The sequence below is a fragment of the Cryobacterium luteum genome (assembly GCF_900110125.1).
GTDB classification, from domain to species: Bacteria; Actinomycetota; Actinomycetes; order Actinomycetales; family Microbacteriaceae; genus Cryobacterium; species Cryobacterium luteum.
The window spans coordinates 71,140-93,749 of the sequence record NZ_FOCN01000004.1; the positions used below are offsets into that span (position 1 = coordinate 71,140).

The window sequence follows — 22,610 nt, forward strand, 5'->3', positions numbered from 1 at the left end:
CGTTCCCAGTACGTCGTTACGAGAGGCCCGGGGGTCATTCCCCGGGCCTCTCGAGTTCCACTTAATGATTGCGATTCTTCATGCTCCCGACCTCCGCAGTGTCAACCAAGCCCGCGGCGACCTGATGCTCTGGTACACCGGCAAACGTCTTCTCCAGATGATCCCCGTGTTCTTCGGCGCCACGTTCCTGATCTACTTCATGGTGTTCTCCCTCCCCGGAGATCCGATCGCCGCGCTCTATGGCGAACGGCCGCCATCAGACGCCGTCCTGGCGCAGATTCGCGCCGAGTACAACCTCGACAAGCCGTTCATCGTGCAGTACCTGCTCTACATCGGCAACTTCTTCCAGGGCGACCTCGGCACTACGTACTCCGGTCGCTCCGTCTCCGATGTCATGGCCTCCGCCTTTCCGATCACGGCGCGACTGGCCATGCTCGCCCTCGCCTTCGAAGCCGTCTTCGGCATCCTCGTCGGCTTGATCGCCGGCCTTCGCAAGGGCAAACTGTTCGACGCGAGCGCGCTCGTCGTGAGCCTGCTGCTGATCAGCGTGCCGACCTTCGTGATCGGCTTCGTGCTGCAATTCGTGTTCGGCGTGCAGCTCGGCTGGGCCCGCACCACGGTCAGTGGCGCAGCACCGATAGACGAACTGATCCTGCCAGCGCTGGTGCTGGCATCCGTTTCGTTTGCGTACATCGTGCGCCTCACCCGCGCGAGCGTGTCAGACAACCTCAACGCCGACTTTGTTCGCACCGCAACGGCCAAGGGCCTCTCCCGCCCCCGCGTGGTGACCGTGCACGTGTTGCGCAATTCCCTCGTGCCCGTGATCACCTTTCTCGGAGTGGACATCGGCTCGCTCATGGTCGGCGCCATCGTCACCGAGGGAATCTTCAACATCAACGGAGTGGGTGGAACCGTCTTTAAGGCCATTCGCCTCGGCGAAGGACCCACCGTGGTCTCGTTCATCGCCGTGATGGTCGTGATCTTCGTACTCGCCAACCTGCTCGTCGATCTGCTGTACGCAGCTCTGGACCCAAGGATCCGTTATGCCAAGTAAGAATCACGGCGCGCAGCCGCACTTCGTTGCCGCGCTCGAAGATACCCCGCTCGTCGCCATCGACCGCCTCGACGAGACAGCGAAGGCGCGCAGTACCTGGGCAGATGCCTGGGACGCGATGCGTCGTCGGCCCACCTTCTGGATCGCTTCCGGACTCATCGTCCTGATCGTTCTGGTCGCCCTGTTTCCCACCTGGTTCGCCTCGGTCTCGCCGACGCAGTGCCAGTTGTCGGACAGCAACGGGTCACCGCAGTCCGGGCATCCGCTCGGATTCACGTTTCAGGGCTGCGATGTCTATTCGCGAATCATCTTCGGAACGAGTGCCTCGGTGACCGTGGGAATGCTGGCCGCGGCGATCGTGACCCTGTTCGGTCTAATCGTCGGTGCCCTCGCCGGCTACTACGGCGGATTCCTCGACGCGGTCGTCTCGCGGATCGGCGACATCTTTTTCGCCGTTCCGACCGTGCTCGGCGCTATCGTGCTGCTCTCGGTGTTGCCCGACCGCACCCCGGTGGTCATTGCGCTGGTCATCTCGATCTTCGCCTGGCCGCAGGTGGCCCGCATCATGCGCGGCGCCGTGCTCACCGCGCGGAGCTCGGACTATGTCGTAGCTTCGGTCGCGCTCGGCGTGTCGAAGTTCAAGATTCTGCTGCGCCACGTGATTCCCAACGCCATCGCCCCCGTGATCGTCATCGCGACGGTCTCGCTCGGAACGTTCATCGTGGCTGAGGCCACGCTCTCGTTCCTCGGCATCGGCCTCGGACCGGGCACCATGTCGTGGGGGCGTGACATCGGCGAAGCTCAAACCTCCATCCGCACCAGCCCGCAGGTGCTGTTGTACCCCTCGATCGCGCTGTCCCTGACCGTGCTGGCCTTCCTCATGCTCGGCGACGTGCTGCGCGATGCGCTCGACCCCCAGGCGAGGGCACGCCGATGACCCAGTTAGCGACCGAAACCGTGAATCAGATTCCGTCCACCGACTCCGCACCGCTCCTGGAAATCCGCGACCTCGAGGTGGGCTTCCGGACGCAGCGGGGCATCGTGCCGGCCGTGCGCGGTGTCAGCCTCACGCTCTACCCCGGGCAGACCCTCGCCATCGTGGGGGAGTCCGGCTCGGGCAAGACCACGACCGCCCAGGCGATCATCAAGCTGCTGGCCGGCACCGGCCAGGTAACCGGTGGGCAGATTCTGTTCGAGGGCCGCGACCTGACGGCGCTGACCGCAGCAGAGATGCAAAACGTGCGCGGTCGCGAGATCGGCTACGTTCCCCAGGACCCGATGAGCAACCTCAACCCGGTGTGGAACATCGGCTTCCAGGTGGCCGAAGCGATCAGGGCCAACAGCGACCTGCGCGGCAAGGCACTGAAACAGCGCACCATTGAAGTACTGCAGGAGGCGGGCCTGGCCGATGCCGCCGACCGGCTCAAGCAGTACCCGCACCAGTTCTCCGGCGGAATGCGCCAACGCGTGCTTATTGGAATCGGGCTGTCGGCCCGGCCGAAGCTGCTCATCGCCGATGAGCCGACGAGTGCGCTCGATGTCACCGTGCAGCGCCAGATTCTCGACCACCTCGCCACCCTCACCCGGGACTACGGCACGAGTGTTCTGTTCATCACGCACGACCTCGGCCTCGCGGCCGAACGGGCCGAACAGCTCGTGGTGATGTATAAGGGCAAAGTGGTCGAGTCGGGGCCCTCGCAGGAGATTCTCGCCAACCCGCAGCACCCCTACACCCAGCGTCTCGTGGCGGCCGCTCCGAGCCTCGCGTCACGACGCATCCAGGCCAAGAAGAATGAGGATGCCCCGCCGGCCGAGATCTTCTCGGCCGGCGGTACCGACACCGCCTTGATGCGGCGGGCGACCGACCGCGAACTGGCGGCGTCGGGCAAAGACCTCATCTCGGTCGAGGGCATCACCAAGATGTACCGCATCCGCAAATCCGGGTTGCGCTATACCGAACTGCTCGCCGTGAATGACGTGTCGTTCGGGGTGAAGAAGGGCACCACCACCGCGATCGTGGGGGAGTCCGGTTCCGGCAAATCCACCGTGGCCAAGCTCATCCTGCAATTGGAAAGCACCACGAGCGGGCGGATCGAATTCGACGGGCGTGATGTCGCCGGGTTGACGGGGCGTGAGTTGTTGAGCTTCCGTCGCCGCGTGCAGCCGGTCTTCCAGGACCCGTACGGTTCGCTCGACCCGCAGTACAACGTGGGCAACACCATCGCGGAACCCCTGCTCGCACACAACGTGGGTTCGCGCAAGGAACGGCAGAAGCGGGTATTGGAGTTGCTCGACCAGGTCTCCCTGCCGGCCGCAACACAGTTCCGCTACCCGAGCGAGCTGTCGGGCGGTCAGCGTCAGCGCATCGCGATTGCCCGTGCCCTGGCGCTCAAGCCCGACGTGCTCGTGCTCGACGAGGCAGTGTCGGCCCTCGACGTTCTCGTTCAGGGGCAGATTCTGAGTCTGCTCACCGAATTGCAGACCGAGCTGGGACTGACCTACCTCTTCATCACGCACGATCTCGCGGTCGTGCGGCTGGTCGCCGACAATGTGTGTGTCATGCAGAAGGGGCGAATCGTCGAGGCGTCCTCCACCGACGAGGTGTTCGACAACCCCCGCGAGGTGTACACGCAGGAGCTGCTCGCGGCGATCCCCGGCGCGAACTTCGAGTTCGGACGGTAGCCGAACGCTTTCACCCGAGCTGCGGGCCCGACCAGGAAATAATTTCGGTCGGGCCCGCAGCGTTTTAACAAGATCGCACGAAACCGGCGGTGTGACCCCGCGCTGGAATATGTTGCGGTGGTGCCGTTACTCGAAGCACACGTCGATTTTTCGAGGTCTATACGCAGGATTTGTGCACATTGCCCGCCTTTGACGAAAAAGAATGGAGCTATTTCATAACAGTTCGGTCATTTGATTGGCAAAGTTGGGGTTTCTCTCTAGGGTCGTATCAAACCACGATCGGCCCGCGGTGTCCCGCCGCGCTCCGACGATCATTTTGCCCAGGAGGAATCTTGTCCATCAGAGGAAAACTGTTCAGGAAGAGCCTCAGCGGGGTCGCCGTTCTCGGCGTCGCTGCTCTTGCACTGACCGCATGCACCACGACCGGAAGCACCGACGACAACACGGATGCTGCCAGTGGCGGCGGAACGGTGACCGTCGCGATCGTCAACGACTTCACCTCGTTCAACAACCAGACCCCGCAGGCGAACCTCGACACCAACGGAATCATCGGTTACCTCATGGGCAACTACGGATCGGCCTTCGCCTACATTGACCCCGACTTCAACCTCGTGCGCGAGGAGGAGTTCGGCACCTTCGAGAAGACCAGCGACGACCCGCAGACCGTCACTTACACGCTCAACCCCGACAATAAGTGGTCCGACGGGGAGCCCGTAACGGCCGATGACATGGTGCTGTCCTGGGCGACGCAATCCGGCTACTTCAACAGCGCGACCAAGGACGAAAATGACGAGGTCGTGACCGGTACGCAATACTTCGACCTGGCTGCGAGCACGGCCGGACTCGACACGACGGCGTTGCCGACCGTCAGCGACGATAACCTGTCGATGACCCTGGTCTACGGAACGCCGTTCGTGGACTGGGAGATTGTCAACCCGATCGGCCAGCCGGCGCACATCGTGGCTAAGAAGGCCGGACTCGGCTCGGCAGCCGAACTCACCGAACTGATCATGAGCCTGCCCAAGGGCGACCCGGCCAGCCCGGCCGCAGCCGACCCCACTTTCAAGGCGGCCGCCGACTTCGTGAACACCGGCTATGACGTGACCGCGTTCCCGACCGACCCCGACCTGCTCGTCTCGAGCGGGCCGATGGTGCCGACCGGCTGGACCCCCGGCCAGTCCTTCACGATGGAGCCCAACGAGTTTTATGTCGCTGGCATGAAGCCCAAAATCGACAAGCTGATCCTGCGCGTCATCCCCGACGCGAACGCCGAGGTCACCGCGCTGCAGAACGGCGAGGTTGACATCATGTACCCGCAGGCATCCGCTGATACCCTGACGGCGCTGGAGAACACCGGCGCCGATGTGCTCACCGGCGACCAGCTCTCTTACGACCACGTCGACCTCAACTTCGGCTCCGAGGTCTTCGCTGATCTGAAGGTTCGCCAGGCTTTCCTGAAGACCATTCCGCGCCAGCAAATTCTGGACTCCCTCATCACGCCGATCAATCCAGACGCGGAGGTTCTGAACTCACAGATCTGGGTTCCGGCCAACGAGCCGTACGACGATTCCGTCGCCAATAACGGCTCGAGCGACTATGCCGAGGTGGACATCGAGGGTGCCAAGGCGCTTCTGGCCGGTGCGACACCGACGGTCAGCATTCTGTACAACTCCAACAACCCGAACCGGGTCGATTCCTTTCAAGCCATTCAGGAGTCGGCCAGCCAGGCCGGGTTCACCATCGTCGACAAGGGGTCACCCGACTGGAGTTCCCTGCTGTCTGGCGGCGACTATGAAGCGTCGATCTTCGGTTGGATCAGCCCCGGCGTCGGGTCGGCCGGCATCTCGCAGATCTTCTCGACCGATGGGGGCGGAAATTATAGCCGGTACACGGGAACGAACGATGATGCTCTCCTGACCCAGACGACGCTTGATCCTGACGAGGTGATCGCCATTGAGAAGCGGATGGACAAGCAGATGTTCGCGGATGCCTACGGCCTGCCCCTGTTCCAGCTGCCGGGCGTGTACGGGGTATCCAAGCGCGTGAGCGGTGTCGAGTACATGGGCAACCAAACCGGTCCGTTCTGGAACTTCTGGCAGTGGTCCGTTAATGAGTAGCTAGCTAGTTCCTGCGCAGTTGGGCTTCTGGGTTCGCCCAGAGGCCCAACTCGCGGATGTGGCAGCTCTAAGTCACTGGTGTCCCGCAGTACCGCCAAACCCCTACAGTGAGGTAGCCCGGCATGGTGAGTTTCATCCTGAGACGAATTCTCGTTTCCATCCTCATCCTCATCGCCGCATCGTTTGTGATGTACGTCATGGTCGGTTACTCGGCGCAGCCGCTCCAGGACCTGCTGAGCAGCAGCTCGCCCAACAAACAGCAGCTGATCGACGCCCGCGTCGACCGACTCGACCTTGACGTGCCGCCGCCGCTGCGCTGGGTGCTCTGGCTTGGTGGCGTCGCCAAGTGTGCGATCCCGTTCGCCAATGCCTGCGACCTCGGGTCGACGATCTCCAACGCGCCCGTCGTAGATATCCTCCCCAACGCCCTCGCCGCGACCCTGCAGCTGGTCACGTTGGCACTCGTGCTCGCCATTCTGCTCGGCGTGACGATCGGCATCATCACCGCTTTGCGTCAGTACAGCGGCCTCGACAACACGGTCACCTTCGTGAGCTTCTTCCTCTATTCACTGCCCGCCTTTCTCGTGGCTGTACTTCTCAAGGAATTCATCGCCATCGGCTTCAACGACTTTCTGCGCGATCCCGTGATCGGTGGACTCGCGCTGGTCGTCATCGGCCTCGTCGCTGGTGCCATCTGGCAGTCCCTGCTCGGTGGTGACGGGCTGCGCCGACTCGTGGTGTTCCTCGTGTCGGGACTGGCGACATCCGGTGTGCTCTTATTGATGAGCGCGACTGGCTGGTTCGAGAATCCGGGGCTGGGGCCGATCCCCATCATCATTCTCGTGGCGGCCATCGCCCTGGGGGCCGCAGCCCTGCTGGCCGGGCTGCGCAACCGGCGGGCCGTGATCACCGCCGGCATCAACGGCGGGATCGCCATCGCGGCGTACTTTCTGCTGCAGCCCCTGTTCGATGTGTCGAGCGCCGCCACCCTGTTCATTTTGGCGCTCGCCACGATCGCCGTCGGGCTCCTCAGTGGCTTCCTGGCCGGTGGCTACGACCGCGGCCAGAACATGCGCGTCGGTCTGGTCACGGCACTGTTCTCCGGAGCCGTCGTGCTGCTGGATCGCTTCATGCAGTCCTGGGGCGACCTGCTCAGCGCCACCAACGGGCGACCGATCGCGACGGTGGGTTCGAAAACGCCTGGGCTGTCCGGTGACGTGTGGCTCGCGGGCCTCGACACCTTCGCACACCTCACCCTGCCGACGGTCGCGCTGCTGCTGATCTCGTTTGCCGGCTACACCCGATATTCCCGGGCCGGCATGCTCGAGGTGCTCAGCCTTGACTACATTCGCACCGCCCGGGCCAAAGGCCTTCCGGAACGCACAGTTATCGTGCGGCACGCGTTCCGCAACATGCTCATTCCCCTGACCACCCTGGTGGCCTTCGACGTCGGTGCCCTGCTCGGCGGCGCGATCATCACCGAAAAGGTGTTCGCCATACCGGGCATGGGCAGCCTGTTCAATGCGGGGCTCGAGCGCGGTGATTTGAATCCGGTCATGGGCTACTTCCTGATCGTGGCCGCCATGGCCATCACCTTCAACTTTCTGGCCGATATGGCCTATGCCGGGCTCGACCCGAGAGTGAGGATCCGCTAAATGTCCACACCGATTGGTTTGGGGCCGACACCGCCCGAAGTGCCCGCCGACGAGCTCGCCGTCGCCAGCTCGGTTCCCGAAAGCCAGGGCCGACTGATCTGGCGACGATTTATCGGCAATAAAGTGGCCGTCGCTTCGATCGTGATCCTTCTGGCCATCATCCTGTTCTCCTTTTCCGCCATCGGAATCGGCCCCATTCCCGGCTGGTGGAAGTTCGGGTTCAAGGAGCTCAACGAACAGGTCAACGGTGGTGACCCAACCCTGTCGCTGGTGCCACAGTTTCTCGGGGGCAACGGGGTATCGCTGGGCGAGCATCCGTTCGGCCAGGACCGCATCGGCAAGGACTACTTCGCGATGACCATGCGGGGTATCCAGAACTCCGCCCTCGTCATGGTTGTGCTGGGCCTCATCGCGACCGTCGTCGGCGTGGTGGTCGGCGCGGTCGCCGGGTATTACCGAGGCACGGTCGATGCCGTGTTGATGCGGATCACGGACGTCTTCATTGTGATTCCCGCGCTCGTCATTGGCTCGGTCGTCGGCCACTGGTTCGGCAGCCTCGGCGCCCCGGTGCTCGCGATCATGCTGGGGTTCTTTTCTTGGATGGGTATCGCCCGGCTGGTTCGCGGCGAGTTCCTTTCCCTGCGCGAACGTGAATTCGTCGAGGCAGCGCGGGTAGCCGGGGCATCAGACGCCCGCATCATCTTCAAGCACATTCTGCCCAACGCAATGGGAGTGGTCATCGTGTCGGCGACGCTCATCATGGCCTCAGCGATCCTGCTGGAGACGGCGTTGAGCTTCCTCGGATACGGCATCCGCTCTCCCGATGTGTCACTCGGCCTGCTGATCAGCTCCAACCAGTCGGCGTTCCAGACGCGGCCGTGGCTGTTCTGGTGGCCCGGCGCGTTCATCGTGTCGCTCGCACTGCTGGTGAACTTCGTCGGTGACGGCCTGCGCGACGCGTTCGACCCCCGGCACCGCCGGTTCAAGCTCAGCAAGATGCGCGAGACCCGGACGGAACCGGAGCTGAAGCCGTGATGCCGCGCCGTCGGTGTGCTCTAAGAAATCAGTATCGCCACAACGGATGCCGTAGCGCCAGCCACCAGCACGGCAACGCGACCCCAGCTCCACCCGACCGACACGGGCGTCTGGGCCGCGAGCCCGCCGTCCACCCGGCCGCTTTTCTGCAGGGCATCCCAGCGCGCGCGCACCAGTTGCGCCGCCTCCCCGGACTCACTCCCCGGCAGATCGCCGGGGCGCGGCTCCCCGGTGACGTAGGGCACGGGGTCGGTGGTCTTCCGGCGACCGGCACTGGTCAGGCTGCGGCCGGGAGCCGGCGCGCAGTACACCGCGAACTTACGCCCCGGCGTGTACAGGGTGAGCGCGAACTTGGTATCGACGTGCACGAGCGCCGCCCACGGCACGACGATGGTGCGCAGCGGATTGCGAACGGTCACGGCCGTGTCGCTGACCGTGAGGTCGGGCCGCCACAGTACCTCCCAGACAAAAACCACCACGAACAGGGCCGGAATGACCAGAACTCGATTCTGCGCGGTCGGCAGCAGGAACAGGCTCAGCGCGCTGAGCGCCGCGACCGCCGTGAACACGGCGGCGATGATGCGGTTGAACCGCGAGTAGAAGACATTCGGGTCGGCAGCGACGGGCATGCAGCCATGCTGCCAGATATTGACCGCACCCACCGCACGAGCAGCGAAAGCAGGACCTCATGACCGACCAGGTGACGACCACATTCTCCGGCCCGGTGCTGAAGGTGCGCGACCTGACCGTGCACTTCGGCGTGGACAACGTGTGGGTGCCGGCCGCCCTCAAGTTGAACTATTCGATCGAACGGGGCAAGGTACTCGCCATCGTCGGCGAGTCCGGTTCGGGCAAGAGCGCGAGCTCCATGGCCATTCTTGATCTTCTTCCCGAGAACAGCCGCATTTCGGGCAGCGTCAAGCTCAGCGGCCGGGAACTGATGGGGCTGAAGCCGGCGCAGATGCACAAGGTGCGCGGCGGCCAGATCGCTATGATCTTCCAGGAGCCGATGACCGCCCTTAATCCCGTCTACACGATCGGCTTCCAGATCATCGAAACCCTGCGCGCGCATTTCGGCATGTCGCCCTCAGAGGCCAAGGCGCGGGCACTGGAGCTGCTCGACATGGTCGAGCTGCCCGATCCGCTCAAAGCTTTCAATTCCTACCCGCATCAGTTGAGCGGCGGGCAGCGCCAGCGGGCCATGATCGCGCAGTCCATCTCCTGCGATCCGCAGCTGCTCATCGCCGACGAACCGACGACCGCCCTCGACGTGACCGTGCAGGCCGAGATCCTTGACTTGCTTCGGAGCCTGCGCGACCGGCTCGACAGCGCCATCCTCTTGATCACCCACGACATGGGCGTGGTCGCCGACCTCGCCGATGACATCGCCGTGATGCGTCGCGGTGTCATTGTGGAACGTGGCACGGTCGACCAAATCTTCAACGAACCCACCCACCCGTACACGATCGCGCTGCTGCAGGCCGTTCCGCACCTCGGGCAGCGCGGTGACGAAGCCATCGATATGACGGCGGCGCTCGCCATCGGCACCGACATTGTCGTCGACGCCGTACTCGCCGCGCGCATCGAGGTCAACGAGCGGCTGGCCAACGAGGCGGCCAGCGAGGCGCGACGGGACAAACGTGAAGTGGTCGTCAAGTTCGACGATGTCGTCATCGAATACCCCAAGCACGGTCGCGTCGCGGCCTTTCGCGCCGTCGACAAGGTCAACCTGTTCGTGCGGCAAGGAGAGGTTCTCGGCCTCGTGGGGGAGTCGGGCTCCGGCAAAACCACCCTCGGTCGCGCGGCCATCGCCCTATTGCCGATCACCGAGGGCTCGCTGCACGTGGCCGGCCAGGACATCTCCAAGGCCAGCCGGGACGAGATTCACCGGCTGCACAAGAGCGTCGGCATCGTCTTTCAAGACCCGTCGTCGTCGCTCAACCCCCGGATGCCCATCGGCGACAGTATCGGAGAACCCCTCAAGCTGGCGAAGGGGTTGAAGGGGGCCGGGCTCAGCGCCGAGGTGGAACGGCTGCTCGACAGCGTCGAACTACCGCGCGCCTATCGCAGCCGTTTTCCGCACGAACTGTCTGGCGGGCAGAAGCAGCGGGTGGGTATAGCCCGTGCGCTCTCACTCGAACCGAAGGTGCTCATTGCCGATGAGCCGACCAGCGCCCTCGACGTGTCGGTGCAGGCCCGAGTGCTGCAGCTGATCCAGTCGCTGCAGCAGCAGATGAACTTCGCCTGCCTGTTCATCACCCATGACCTCGCCGTCATCGACGTGCTCGCCGATCGCATCGCCGTTATGCACCACGGGCGCATCGTGGAAACCGGCACCCGCGATGAGATCCTGCGCTACCCGAAAGACCCCTATACCCAGCGCCTGCTCGCTGCGGTACCGATCCCCGACCCGACCGAACAGCGAGCCCGCCGCGAGCTGCGCCGCGAATTGCTGGCTTCCGGCATCAACGACTAGCCGCGTGAGCCCCACCAGTCGGGTTCAGATAATACGGTAGGATAGTACTTTGGGTCACATTATGACCCCTGGTATCCATTCTTCGTCGCGCGCGAGACTCTGCGGCACTCATTCTTCGTAAGGATCTATTTTTATGGCGATTGCTACACGCAATAACCTCCGAAATGTTGCAATCGTTGCTCACGTTGACCACGGTAAGACGACCCTGGTCGACGCGATGCTCAAGCAGACCGACTCCTTCGCTGACCACTCACACGTTGAAGAGCGCGCGATGGACTCGAACGAACTCGAGCGCGAAAAGGGCATCACGATTCTCGCCAAGAACACGGCAGTTTCGTACAAGGGCATCCACGCCACCGACGGTCCCATCACCATCAATGTGATCGACACCCCTGGCCACGCTGACTTCGGTGGCGAGGTCGAGCGCGGCCTGTCCATGGTCGATGGCGTCGTTCTCCTCGTGGACGCTTCCGAGGGACCGTTGCCGCAGACCCGTTTCGTGCTGCGCAAGGCGCTCGAAGCCAAGCTCCCCGTCATCCTGCTGGTCAACAAGACGGACCGTCCCGACGCGCGCATCGATGAGGTTGTGGCCGAAAGCCAGGACCTCCTCATCGGCCTCGCGAGCGACATGGCCGACGACTTTCCCGACCTCGACCTCGACGCCGTTCTCGACGTGCCCGTCGTCTACGCGTCCGGTCGTAACGGTGCCGCCAGCTGGAACAAGCCCGAAGACGGCACCCTGCCCGACAACGACGACCTCGAACCGCTGTTCGACGCGATCCTCAAGCACATCCCGGCTCCGACCTACGATGACACGCACCCGCTCCAGGCGCACGTCACCAACCTCGACGCCTCGCCGTTCCTCGGCCGCCTCGCACTGCTGCGTATCTTCCAGGGCACCATCAAGAAGGGCCAGACCGTGGCCTGGGTGCAGCAGGACGGCACCGTCAGCAACGTGAAGATCACCGAGCTGCTCATCACCAAGGCGCTCGACCGCTACCCGACCGACAGCGCCGGCCCCGGCGACATCGTTGCCGTCGCCGGTATCGAGAACATCACCATTGGTGAGACCCTCGCCGACCCCGACGACGTGCGCCCGTTGCCGACCATCACGGTTGACGACCCGGCCATCTCGATGACCATCGGCACCAACACCTCGCCGCTCATGGGCAAGGTCAAGGGCCACAAGCTCACCGCCCGCATGGTCAAGGACCGCCTCGACCGCGAGCTCGTCGGTAACGTCTCGCTCAAGGTCGTCGACATCGGACGCCCGGACGCCTGGGAGGTGCAGGGTCGTGGAGAACTGGCCCTCGCCATCCTGGTCGAGCAGATGCGTCGTGAAGGCTTCGAACTCACCGTCGGCAAGCCGCAGGTTGTTGTGAAGCGCGTCGACGGCAAGATCCACGAGCCCTACGAGCACCTCACCATTGATGCGCCCGAAGAATACCTCGGCGCCATCACGCAGCTGCTTGCCGCGCGCAAGGGCCGCATGGAGAACATGGCCAACCACGGCACGGGCTGGGTTCGCATGGAATTCATCGTTCCCTCGCGCGGCCTGATCGGTTTCCGTACGCAGTTCCTCACGGACACGCGTGGTACCGGCATCGCCAACGCGATCCTGCACGGCTACGAGCCCTGGGCCGGCACGATCAACACCCGTACGAACGGTTCCATCGTGGCCGACCGCTCTGGTGCGGTCACCCCGTTCGCGATCATCAACCTGCAGGAGCGCATGTCGTTCTTCGTGCAGCCGACCAGCGAGGTCTACGAAGGCATGGTCATCGGCGAGAACTCGCGCGCCGACGACATGGACGTGAACATCACCAAGGAAAAGAAACTGACCAACATGCGTCAGTCCAGCTCCGACACGTTCGAGTCGATGACGCCGCCCAAGCAGCTCTCGCTCGAGCAATGCCTCGAATTCGCTCGCGAAGACGAGTGCGTCGAGGTCACCCCGGCCGCCGTGCGTATCCGCAAGGTGGAGCTGACGGCATCCGCTCGCTCACGTCAGGTGTCGCGCGTCAAGAAGATGGACGCGAACTAACTCGCAGCTCTCCTACGTGAAAACCCCCGCAGCCAAGGCTTCGGGGGTTTTCACGTTAACCCGACAAGCGGATGCCGGTCAGGCGAAGAGGGCCGCGCCCACGTAGCCTCCGTCCGGCGTGCCGGCGGGAACGGCGAACAGGGCACTGCCGACGTGACGAATATACTCGTTGAGCGCATCGTGCTTGGCGAGGTTCAGCTGCACCGTCGTGAACTGGGTCGGTGACCGCTGAAAACTGATGAAGAACAGTCCGGCCTCCAGACGCCCCAGGTCGTCGTTGCCGTCCACGAAGTTGTAGCCGCGGCGCAGCATTTTGGTGCCGTGGTTTTGGGTCGGATGCGCGAGCCGCATGTGCGCTGCGGCTCCGATGAGCGGCTGGTCCTCCCGGCCTGCCAGCGCGAAGTCGGGTTCGCTGAACTCGGTACCGCCGGACAGCGGCGCGCCGACCCCCTTGGTGCGGCCGAACACCGCCTCCTGCTCGCGCAGAATTGAGCGGTCCCAGGTCTCGATGGTCATGCGAATGCGCCGCGCCACGAGGTAGGAGCCGCCGGCCAGCCAGGCCGGTCCGTCGGCCGCTGACACCCAGACCTGGTCGGTGACGACGTCGGGTTCCTCAGCCTTGATGTTGGCCGTGCCGTCCTTGAACCCGAAGAGGTTGCGCGGGGTGGCTTGGGAGGTCGACGTCGACGAGGTGCGCCCGAACCCCAGCTGGGACCAGCGCAGGGCCGCCCGCCCGAACGCGATGCGCGACAGATTGCGAATGGCGTGCACAGCCACCTGCGGGTCATTCGAGCAGGCCTGGATACAGAGGTCACCGTCGCTGCGCCCGTCATCGAGGTCGTCGCGCGGAAAATGCGGCAGCGGCGTCAGATCGGCCGGCCGACGGCCGACGATGCCAAAGCGGTCGACGCCATCCGCTGTTTCGAACAGGGTAGGACCGAAGCCGAACGTGATCGTGAGACCGGCTGGCGGCAGACCCTGCGCCTCGCCGGTGTCTTGCGGGGGAGCGTCGTAGGGGCCGCTGACGGCGCCGTACTCACCCACGTCCCGGCCGGCGCTCATCGCGGCAGCGGCGATGGTCCAGTCCTGCAGCAACTCGATCAGTTCGGCCCGCGTCACACCGGCCGAGACGTCGAACGCAGCGAAGTGCAGGCGGTCCTGCGCCGGCGTGACGATGCCGGCCTGGTGGCTGCCGTAGAACGGGTACACCATCGAAGCGGATGCCGCGCCCGCACCCGACCCCGACCCCAGTGTCGTCGTCGCCGCCAGCGCGACCCGATCCCCGGCTACTCCCAGCCCGATACCGGCGACGCTGGCCCCGGCGAGGCCAAGCAGCCCACGTCGGGACAGTCCTCGCCCCGGACTGGCCGGGTCGGTGGACGCGGTGCGCTTGGCGCGGGTCACAAGACGAGCGCGGCGGTGAGCCGGTTCAGCGGCTCGCCGAGCGCGTTGACCTGGTCGGCGAGGGCGCGAATCTCCGCCGGCGTGAGATCGGTATAGAGGGTGAAACCGTCGCCGATGCGCTCGGCGTCAAGCAGGGTCTGCAGGGCGGCGAACTCGGTGTCGAGCGAGGCGGCCAGGTCGGGGTCCTCCTCCAGCAGAATGTCGCGCACCCCGGCGTAAAGCACCTTGGCGCCGTCGATGTTGGCCTGGAAATCCCAGAGGTCGGTGTGCGACCACGCTTCTTCTTCGCCGGTGACCTTGCCTGTGGCGACCTCGTCGAGCAGGCCGATGGCGCCGTTGGTCTGCTGCGACAGCGTGAAGCTGAGTTCCTGCACGTTCGCGTCGAGGGTCGCGGTGTCGGTGACGAGCTGCTCGGTCAGTGCCGCTCGCTTCTCGGCGCTGTACGGCTCGAATTCGCCTTCGGCGTCGTTCGGCCAGAGGTCCTTCTCGATCGCGTGCCAGCCGGTCCAGTCCTGGCCTTCTTCGAGGTCGGCCTCGCGCAGGTCGAGCTTCGGGTCGAGATCACCGAACGATTCGGCGACCGTCTCGACCCGCTCCCAGTGCATGCGAGTAGGGGCGTACAGCGCGCGGGCCGTCTCGTCATCGCCAGCCAGGTAGGCCGTCGCGAAGGCATCCGTTCCGGTGACGAGCTGGCTGATCTGGTCCTTGACGTAGGACGTATAGTTCTCGTTGGCGGTGTCCACCTGGGCGTCGAGGTCAGTGTTGACCACCGTGCCGGACGCGGACGGCGTGACGGTGAACGCCGCTTTGCCGATTCCGTCGCCGGTCATGCCCGGCTTGCACGCGGTGAAATAGCTGCCCTCGGCCAGTTGCACGACGAGGTCCCGGGTGAGTCCGGGGCCGATATTCTCCGCTTCGCCGACGATACGCAGCCCGTCGTCACCGAGCAGGTAGAACTCCGTGACCTGGTCACCGGTATTGGTGATACTGAAGCTGGCGGCACCGGCGGGCGTCTCGGTGGCCGAGACGGTGCATCCGTCTGCGCTGCTCTCCACCGTCAGCGCCACGCTCTCACCGGTCGGGTTGTTGGCGACACAACCACTCAGTAAGCCAACACCGAGCAGGCTGACGCCGAGCAGGCGGGCAGAACGAATAACACGAGGCATGAAGATCCTTTGACTGGGAAACGTGCGAGCTAGTGCGCGGCGAGGGGCGCTGACGCCGACGCCTGTGGTGTGTGTGTGGCTGGCCGGGTGCTCGTGCGCCCGTGGCGACTCTTGGTGATGAAGAGCGTCAGGGTGGGCACCGCGTAGGCCAGCCAGGCGAACATCTCCAGCCAGGTTGTGGCGGGGGAGAAGTTGAGGGTGCCCTTGAGCAGGGTGCCGTACCAGCTGTCCGGCGGCACGGCGGCGCTCACGTTGAAGGCGAGGGCGTGAAGGCCGGGCAGGATGCCGGCCTCCTGCAGGTCGTGCACACCGTAGGAAAGCACGCCGGCGGCCACGATGATGAGGATGGCGCCGGTGTAGGTGAAGAATTTGCCGAGGTTGATCTTGAGCATGCCGGCGTAAATGAGTGCGCCGAGGCCGATTGCCGTCGCGATGCCGAGGGCTGCACCGAGCAGTGGCATGGTCGTCGCGCCGGTGGCCTGCACGGCGGCCCAGAGGAACAGGGCGGTTTCGATTCCCTCACGGCCGACCGCGAGAAAGGCGACGAGCACGAGGCCGAGGCCGCTGCCGACGAGGTGCTTGTCGATGTTGCCGTGCAGGTGACCCTTGAGGTCGCGGGCGGTGCGCAGCATCCAGAACACCATCCAGGTCACCAGGCCGGTCGCGACGATCGACAGTACGCCCCCGATGGTCTCCTGCGCTGTGAAGGACAGCCCATAGGTGCCGTAGGTGAGCAGGGCGCCGATGCCGAGGGCGAGAAGTACGGCCAGGCCGACGCCGAGCCAGATGCGCGCGAGCAAATCACGTCGGTCGATCTTCACGACGTAGGCGATGAGGATCGTCACGATCAGGGCAGCCTCAAGGCCTTCGCGCAGGCCGATCAGGTAGTTTGCGAGCACGGTGGTTCCTCATCAGGTTCGGGCAAAAATTTGGTAAGGCTAACCTTACCTGAGCCGACTCTAGCCCCAATGCCACGATGGTGTCTAGTTATGATGTCAGTTGGGCCGAGAGATCACCCAGTACGACAACTGAGCAGAAACGGTGCGTCAGCCCATGGTCATGTCCGGCAGCGGCGAGCGAATCCTGTTTGTGCACGCCCGTCCCGGTGACGAAGCGGCGCTCACCGGCGGTACCATCGCCCGGCTGCGCGCCGATGGGGCGCGGGTCGTCGTGCTCTATGCCGCAGACGTCGACGAAGCGGATGCCGCCGCAGCCTCCGCGGCGTTGGTCGATCTGGGTGCGCGCAGCTGGTACCGCCTGGCACCGGGCACCCCGGCTGAAATCACCACGGCCGTCGACGCGGCCATCGAGCACCTGGACGCGACCGCCGTTGTCGTCGGCGCCGTGGATGACGATCTGCGAGGCTCCGTGACGGCCGCAGCGCACGAGGTCGGCCTGCCTGTTTTCCTGGCTCGCACGGTGCGTCAGGCGCCCGGTCAGCGCTTGGTGGCAATCGATATCGGCGATCACCTCGCGCCCAAGCTGCGCGCGCTCGGGCGTTTTCCCGCGCGCTGGAGCCTGAACGAACGCACCCGCACCCTCGCCGACGGCAGCACCGCCCTGATCACCGACACCGAAACGTATCAGCGAGCGGATGCCCCGCGCCCGGCCCTCCCGCCGCCGGCCGCGCCCGCCCGCCCCACGCTCACGAACCGATCGCTGGTTGGTCTCGGGGGGCTGCTGCTGGGCATCTTCTTCGGTGTGCTGGGCACCATCGCGCACCAGGCCACCCTGACTCTGTTCGGAGTAGCGCTGCCGATCGGCCTGACCATCGCGTTTATCGGGATCGGTGCGCTGTTGCTCGGACTGCGCCTCGTGGTGCGGGACCGGTTCGTGGTGGGCTTGGCTGCCGCCGGGTTGCTCCTGACCATTTTCGTGCTGTCGCTGCGGGGCTCGGGCGGGTCGGTACTCGTGCCGGCCGGCCTGCCAGGAACCCTGTGGACTGTCGTGCCGGCGCTCATCGCGGCGTTCGTGCTGGCCTGGCCGAAGCTGCCGCCGCGCGGCCGATAAGGGGTCACGACCGGGGGGCGTAGAATCAGGAGTCCGCTCTCGAAGGGAATCCCCAGCCTGTGACGTATGTGATCGCTCTGCCCTGCGTTGATGTGAAAGATCGTGCCTGCATCGACGAATGCCCGGTGGACTGCATTTATGAGGGCGAACGCTCCCTCTATATCCACCCGGACGAGTGCGTCGACTGCGGAGCCTGCGAACCGGTTTGCCCGGTCGAGGCCATCTACTACGAAGATGACCTGCCCGAACAGTGGGCCGACTACTACAAAGCCAACGTCGAATTCTTCGACGACCTCGGCTCCCCGGGCGGCGCGGCCAAGATCGGCGTACTCGCCAAGGACCACCCCGTCATCTCCGCACTGCCGCCGCAGGCTGCGCACTAAGCAAATTTCGTGTTGAAGCCGCTTCCGGACTACCCCTGGGATCAGATGGTCCCCTTTGCCACGCAGGCGAGGCAGCACCCGGACGGAATCGTCGACCTGTCGATCGGTTCACCGGTCGATGCCACCCCCGAGGTGGTGCAGCAGGCGCTGCGCACGTCTTCGGATGCCCACGCCTACCCGCAAACTGTCGGTACGCCCGCCCTGCAGCAGGCGATTATTGCCTGGTATGCCCGCCGTCGCGGTGTCACCGGCCTGCAGCCGAAAAACGTGTTGCCCACGATCGGCTCCAAGGAGCTCGTCGCACTCATGCCGTTCATGCTCGGCCTCGGCGAGGGCGACACGATCGTGCATCCGCTGGCCGCGTACCCGACGTACGCGATTGGGGCCGCAATCGCCGGCGCCACGTCCCTGGCGTCCGATGATCCGGCCGAATGGCCGGAATCGACCGGGCTGATCTGGCTGAACAGCCCCGGAAACCCGGATGGCCGGGTGCTGTCGGTGGACGAGCTGCGGACGGCCGTCGCCCGCGCGCGGCAACTCGACGCCGTCATCGTCAGCGACGAATGCTATGCCGAACTCGGCTGGGATTCCCCGTGGGATACCGAACCGATCCCCAGCATCCTCGACCCACGCGTGATCGAGGGCGACCGACGCAACATTGTGGCGATCTACTCACTCAGCAAGCAGTCCAACATGGCAGGCTATCGCGCGGCCTTCGCGGCCGGCTGCGGCGGCGTTCTCGGGCGCCTGCTGACCGTACGCAAACATGCGGGGCTCATGCTTCCGGCGCCGCTGCAGGAGGCGATGATCGCCGCCCTCGACGACGACGAGCACGTTGCAGTGCAGAAAAAGCGCTACCGGGCCCGACGTGACGTGCTGCGACCAGCCCTCGAGCAAGCCGGTTTTCGCATCGACCGGAGCGAGGCCGGTCTCTACCTCTGGGCCACGGAAGAACGACCGGCGTGGGAATCCATCGAACGGCTCGCCTCCCGCGGAATTCTGGCCGGACCCGGTCCGTTTTACGGCGATGTTTACCCGCAACACGTGCGGTTCTCGCTCACGGCGACCGACGAACGCATTGCTGCCGCAGCCGCACGCCTTCGTGCCAGCCCCGAGTAGGGGGTCGTCACTGTGGACTTCCACCAACGAACCGCCCGAACTCTTAGCTGATGCAACAGTAGGCGGTCTGGCCGATTAGGCTGTAGTCGCGACAGATTCGACCACAGCAGTTGTACACCTGGCCGGCTCAGTGACGCGTCGCCACATTTCATCCGGCAGTGATACCCGAGGAGGCTCCGTGACCGACGTCGCGCAGCAGACAACATCCGGCGCACCGATGAGCGCTGACCCCAACAAGGTCACCCTCACCTTTCCCGGCGGGAGCGCAGAGTTCCCCATCCTGACCAGTGTGGACGGCGTGTCGAGCATCGACATCTCCACACTGACCAAGAAGACCGGCCTCACCACGCTGGACTACGGTTTCGTGAACACCGCGGCGACGCGCTCCGCGATCACCTACATCGACGGCGATGCCGGCATCCTGCGCTATCGCGGGTATCCGATCGAGCAGATCGCCCAAAACTCGAACTTTCTCGAGACCGCCTGGCTGCTCATCTACGGTGAGCTGCCCAGCGCGAGCGAACTCGCCAACTTTGACGATCGCATCCGTCACCACACGCTGTTGCACGAAGACATGCGACGGTTCTTTGATTCGCTGCCGCACAAGGCGCACCCGATGAGCGTGCTCGCCTCCGGTGTCTCGGCGCTGTCGACGTTCTACCAGGACTCGCTCGACCCGAAGGACCCGGAACAGGTCGAAATTTCGACCATTCGGCTGCTGGCGAAGTTGCCGGTCATGGCCGCTTACGCCCACAAGAAGAGCGTCGGCCAGGCATTTCTCTACCCCGACAACTCCCTGAGCTTCGTCGACAATTTTCTCAAGCTCAACTTCGGCAACATGGCCGAGCCGTATGAGGTCAACCCGGTCGTCAGCAAGGCGCTCGAACGCCTGCTCATGCTGCACGAAGACCATGAGCAGAACGCGTCCACGTCAACGGTGCGCCTCGTCGGTTCGACCGAGGCCAACCTGTTCGCGTCGGTCTCGTCCGGCATCAACGCTCTGTTCGGCCCGCTGCACGGCGGCGCCAACGAAGCCGTGCTGTCGATGCTCGGTGAGATCCAGGCCTCCGGTCAGGGCGTCGAGAAGTATGTCGAACGGGTGAAGAACAAGGAGCAGGGCGTGAAGCTCATGGGCTTCGGCCACCGGGTCTACAAGAACTACGACCCGCGTGCCACCTTGGTCAAGGAGAGTGCCCACGAAGTGCTCGCCGCCCTCGGCGTGCAGGACGACCTGCTCGACATCGCACAGGAGCTCGAGCACATCGCGCTCAACGACGACTACTTCAAGGAACGTCGCCTGTACCCCAACGTCGACTTCTACACCGGAGTCATCTACAAGGCGATGGGCTTTCCGACGCGCATGTTCACCGTGCTCTTCGCGATCGGCCGTCTGCCCGGCTGGGTCGCGCACTGGCGTGAAATGAACGAGGACCCGGCTACCAAGATCGGCCGCCCACAGCAGCTCTACGTGGGGTCCCCGGCCCGCGACTACCCGGTGCGCTAACAGCCACGTCGACGCGGCCGTCGGACGGCTCGCTCCATGGACGTGCCATGGACATGCCATGTCTATGCCATGGACGCGTCGAGGCCGTGCCCGGATGCGGTCGGGGTTGGTCTGACACCGTGCGGTACCGCGAAAGCGGATGCCCGGCGGGTCACCGCAGACCGCCCGCACGCATCCGTTCGGGTTCCCGGCGGTGCGCACCAGGCCGCGTCACACCGAGGCAACCGGTGTACCCGAGAGATCTGCCCCAGACCCTGGTCGAGGTGTGTCGCCGGTGCGGTCTCGGCCGGTGCGTCGCAGGATGGGTGCTGCCGCCGCTCAAGAGATGCCCGGGGGTTTCCCGGAATGTATTCGCGAGGCGGAATATGCACGGGAATACGCTGGGTGAGGGCTCCTAGCCGTGGTGTCCGTAACCGAAAGGTTCGCCATGACTCTGCTCGAGACGACCGCCTCCGCGACACTCGCAACAGCCCCGATTCTGCGTTCCTCACGGACGCTGCCGACGATCATTCAGGGCGGCATGGGCGTCGGTGTCTCGTCGTGGGAGCTCGCCCGTGCTGTGTCGAAGACCGGGCAGCTCGGCGTCGTCAGCGGCACCGCCCTCGACACCGTCATCGCGCGACGCCTGCAGGACGGCGACCAGGGCGGACACGTGCGCCGCGCCCTCGAGCACTTTCCGGTGTCGGCCCTCGCCGACCGGGTGCTGCGCAAGTACTTTCGCGCCGGCGGTCGCGGCCCGGAAATTCCGTATCTTCCGATCGCCAAGCCCAGCCAGCATCCGCTCGTGAAATCGCTGGAACTCTCTGTCGTGGCGAACTTCGTCGAGGTCTGGCTGGCCAAGGAGGGCCATGACGGCCTGGTCGGAATCAACTTTCTCGAAAAGGTGCAGCTGGCCACACCGAGCGCGGCCTACGGAGCCATGCTGGCCGGTGTCGACTACGTGCTGATGGGGGCGGGAATCCCGGCCGAGATTCCCGCACTGCTCACCGGGCTGGCCGAGCACGAGACCCGGTCGCTCGATCTGCACGTCGAGAACTCGACCACCCGCTATTCCGTCGAGTTCAACCCACAAGCACTGATCGGCGGGCAGCTGCCGCCGTTACACCGGCCCCGGTTCTTGGCCATCGTCGCCGCTCATGTGCTCGCCGTGTACCTGACTCGCGAGGAGTCGACCCGCCCTGACGGCTTCGTCATCGAAGGCCCACGAGCCGGGGGGCATAACGCACCGCCACGCGGGCGCGGTTCCCTCGACGATGACGGCCAGCCGGTCTACGGCCCCCGGGACGACGCTGACCTGGCCAAGGTCGCTGCGGTCGGCCTGCCATTCTGGGTCGCCGGCGGTTACGGCACCCCCGACCGGGTTCGGGAAGCCCTCGCGCTCGGTGCTGCGGGCGTGCAGGTCGGCACACTGTTCGCCCTCGCTGCCGAGTCCGGCCTTGATGAGACCCTGCGGGCACAGCTGCTCGGTGAAATCGACGGCCCCGGGCTGCAGATTCGCACCGACCCGCTAGCCTCTTCGACGGGATTCCCCTTCAAAGTCGCGACGTTGCCCGAAACCCTGTCGGATGACACCCTGTACGAAGAGCGACCGCGGCTCTGCGACCTCGGATACCTGCGGGTGCCCTACGAACGCACGCCGGGAGTGATCGGTTATCGGTGCCCGGCGGAACCGGTCGCGACTTTTGTGCGCAAGGGCGGCTCCAGTGAAGAGGCTGCCGGCCGTAAGTGCCTGTGCAACGCTCTGCTGGCCAACGTGAGTCTCGGCCAGACTCGGCGCGACGGATACCGGGAGGTGCCGCTGGTCACTCTCGGCACCGATTTGGTTGGGGTCATGGCCCTGCGCGCCCGGTACCCGGACGGCTGGTCTGCCGCCGAAGCCGTGGCGTACCTCGAGGCCTGATTCGGACAGCCACCCACCCTCGCTCGGGACCAATCTCGCCCCCCACCGGGGATAGCCAGGC

17 protein-coding genes are annotated in these 22,610 nt (G+C 64.9%); 13 read left to right on the forward strand and 4 right to left on the reverse strand.

Annotated elements, in window-relative coordinates:
- The first annotated feature begins 124 nt into the window (after positions 1-124).
- The 6 genes from BMW72_RS06060 to BMW72_RS06085 all read left to right on the forward strand — a co-directional run bounded on the left by BMW72_RS06060 (position 125) and on the right by BMW72_RS06085 (position 8,543).
- Entirely contained in the window at positions 125-1,054 is a 930-nt protein-coding gene (locus tag BMW72_RS06060) for an ABC transporter permease (RefSeq protein ID WP_092108637.1), read from the forward strand.
- Positions 1,044-1,991: an ABC transporter permease gene (locus BMW72_RS06065; RefSeq protein ID WP_092108318.1), complete on the forward strand. Its 948-nt coding sequence runs from the start codon at positions 1,044-1,046 to the stop codon at positions 1,989-1,991. The genes BMW72_RS06060 and BMW72_RS06065 overlap by 11 nt, the downstream gene beginning before the upstream one ends.
- Entirely contained in the window at positions 1,988-3,736 is a 1,749-nt protein-coding gene (locus BMW72_RS06070) for an ABC transporter ATP-binding protein (protein ID WP_092108320.1), read from the forward strand. Before BMW72_RS06065 ends, BMW72_RS06070 begins: the two co-directional genes overlap by 4 nt.
- A 332-nt stretch (positions 3,737-4,068) precedes the next feature.
- Positions 4,069-5,853, forward strand: a complete 1,785-nt coding sequence (locus BMW72_RS06075) for an ABC transporter family substrate-binding protein (RefSeq protein WP_092108322.1) — start codon at positions 4,069-4,071, stop codon at positions 5,851-5,853.
- Positions 5,854-5,975: 122 nt separating this feature from the next.
- Positions 5,976-7,508: an ABC transporter permease gene (locus BMW72_RS06080; RefSeq protein WP_092108324.1), complete on the forward strand. Its 1,533-nt coding sequence runs from the start codon at positions 5,976-5,978 to the stop codon at positions 7,506-7,508.
- Positions 7,509-8,543, forward strand: coding sequence for an ABC transporter permease (locus BMW72_RS06085; protein ID WP_092108326.1), 1,035 nt, complete (start codon positions 7,509-7,511; stop codon positions 8,541-8,543).
- 20 nt (positions 8,544-8,563) lie between these two features.
- Here BMW72_RS06085 and BMW72_RS06090 read toward each other — a convergent pair whose 3' ends face one another.
- Positions 8,564-9,172, reverse strand: a complete 609-nt coding sequence (locus BMW72_RS06090) for a PH domain-containing protein (RefSeq protein WP_092108328.1) — start codon at positions 9,170-9,172, stop codon at positions 8,564-8,566.
- A 59-nt stretch (positions 9,173-9,231) separates the two neighbouring features.
- On the opposite strand from BMW72_RS06090, the gene BMW72_RS06095 reads away from it, so the two are divergent.
- Together BMW72_RS06095 and typA are read left to right on the forward strand one after the other, a co-directional pair.
- On the forward strand, positions 9,232-11,019 hold the full coding sequence (locus tag BMW72_RS06095; protein WP_092108330.1) for a dipeptide ABC transporter ATP-binding protein: 1,788 nt from the start codon (positions 9,232-9,234) through the stop codon (positions 11,017-11,019).
- A 133-nt stretch (positions 11,020-11,152) separates the two neighbouring features.
- The gene (gene typA / locus BMW72_RS06100; protein ID WP_092108332.1) at positions 11,153-13,063 is read left to right on the forward strand and encodes a translational GTPase TypA; all 1,911 of its coding nucleotides are present in this window, start codon (positions 11,153-11,155) and stop codon (positions 13,061-13,063) included.
- 78 nt (positions 13,064-13,141) lie between these two features.
- On the opposite strand, the gene efeB is transcribed toward typA, so the two are convergent.
- From efeB to efeU, 3 genes are read right to left on the reverse strand one after another with little or no spacing between them, the layout of a single operon-like run.
- The gene (gene efeB, locus BMW72_RS06105) at positions 13,142-14,467 is read right to left on the reverse strand and encodes an iron uptake transporter deferrochelatase/peroxidase subunit (RefSeq protein WP_092108334.1); all 1,326 of its coding nucleotides are present in this window, start codon (positions 14,465-14,467) and stop codon (positions 13,142-13,144) included.
- On the reverse strand, positions 14,464-15,633 hold the full coding sequence (efeO, locus tag BMW72_RS06110; protein ID WP_092108336.1) for an iron uptake system protein EfeO: 1,170 nt from the start codon (positions 15,631-15,633) through the stop codon (positions 14,464-14,466). Before efeO ends, efeB begins: the two co-directional genes overlap by 4 nt.
- Positions 15,634-15,662: 29 nt before the next feature.
- Positions 15,663-16,532 carry an iron uptake transporter permease EfeU gene (gene efeU, locus BMW72_RS06115; protein WP_092108338.1) on the reverse strand — a complete coding sequence of 290 codons (870 nt, stop codon included), beginning with the start codon at positions 16,530-16,532 and terminating at the stop codon, positions 15,663-15,665.
- A 160-nt stretch (positions 16,533-16,692) separates the two neighbouring features.
- Between efeU and BMW72_RS06120 the strand changes: the two genes are divergently transcribed.
- The 5 genes from BMW72_RS06120 to BMW72_RS06140 all read left to right on the forward strand — a co-directional run bounded on the left by BMW72_RS06120 (position 16,693) and on the right by BMW72_RS06140 (position 22,549).
- Positions 16,693-17,643 carry a PIG-L deacetylase family protein gene (locus BMW72_RS06120; protein ID WP_134450362.1) on the forward strand — a complete coding sequence of 317 codons (951 nt, stop codon included), beginning with the start codon at positions 16,693-16,695 and terminating at the stop codon, positions 17,641-17,643.
- Between the two features lie 59 nt (positions 17,644-17,702).
- Positions 17,703-18,026, forward strand: a complete 324-nt coding sequence (gene fdxA / locus BMW72_RS06125) for a ferredoxin (RefSeq protein ID WP_092108342.1) — start codon at positions 17,703-17,705, stop codon at positions 18,024-18,026.
- Positions 18,027-18,035: 9 nt separating this feature from the next.
- On the forward strand, positions 18,036-19,145 hold the full coding sequence (dapC, locus tag BMW72_RS06130; protein WP_277871548.1) for a succinyldiaminopimelate transaminase: 1,110 nt from the start codon (positions 18,036-18,038) through the stop codon (positions 19,143-19,145).
- A 217-nt stretch (positions 19,146-19,362) separates the two neighbouring features.
- Positions 19,363-20,649: a citrate synthase gene (locus BMW72_RS06135; RefSeq protein ID WP_092108639.1), complete on the forward strand. Its 1,287-nt coding sequence runs from the start codon at positions 19,363-19,365 to the stop codon at positions 20,647-20,649.
- Between the two features lie 427 nt (positions 20,650-21,076).
- Positions 21,077-22,549, forward strand: a complete 1,473-nt coding sequence (locus tag BMW72_RS06140; RefSeq protein WP_241983893.1) for a nitronate monooxygenase — start codon at positions 21,077-21,079, stop codon at positions 22,547-22,549.
- Positions 22,550-22,610: the final 61 nt, after the last annotated feature.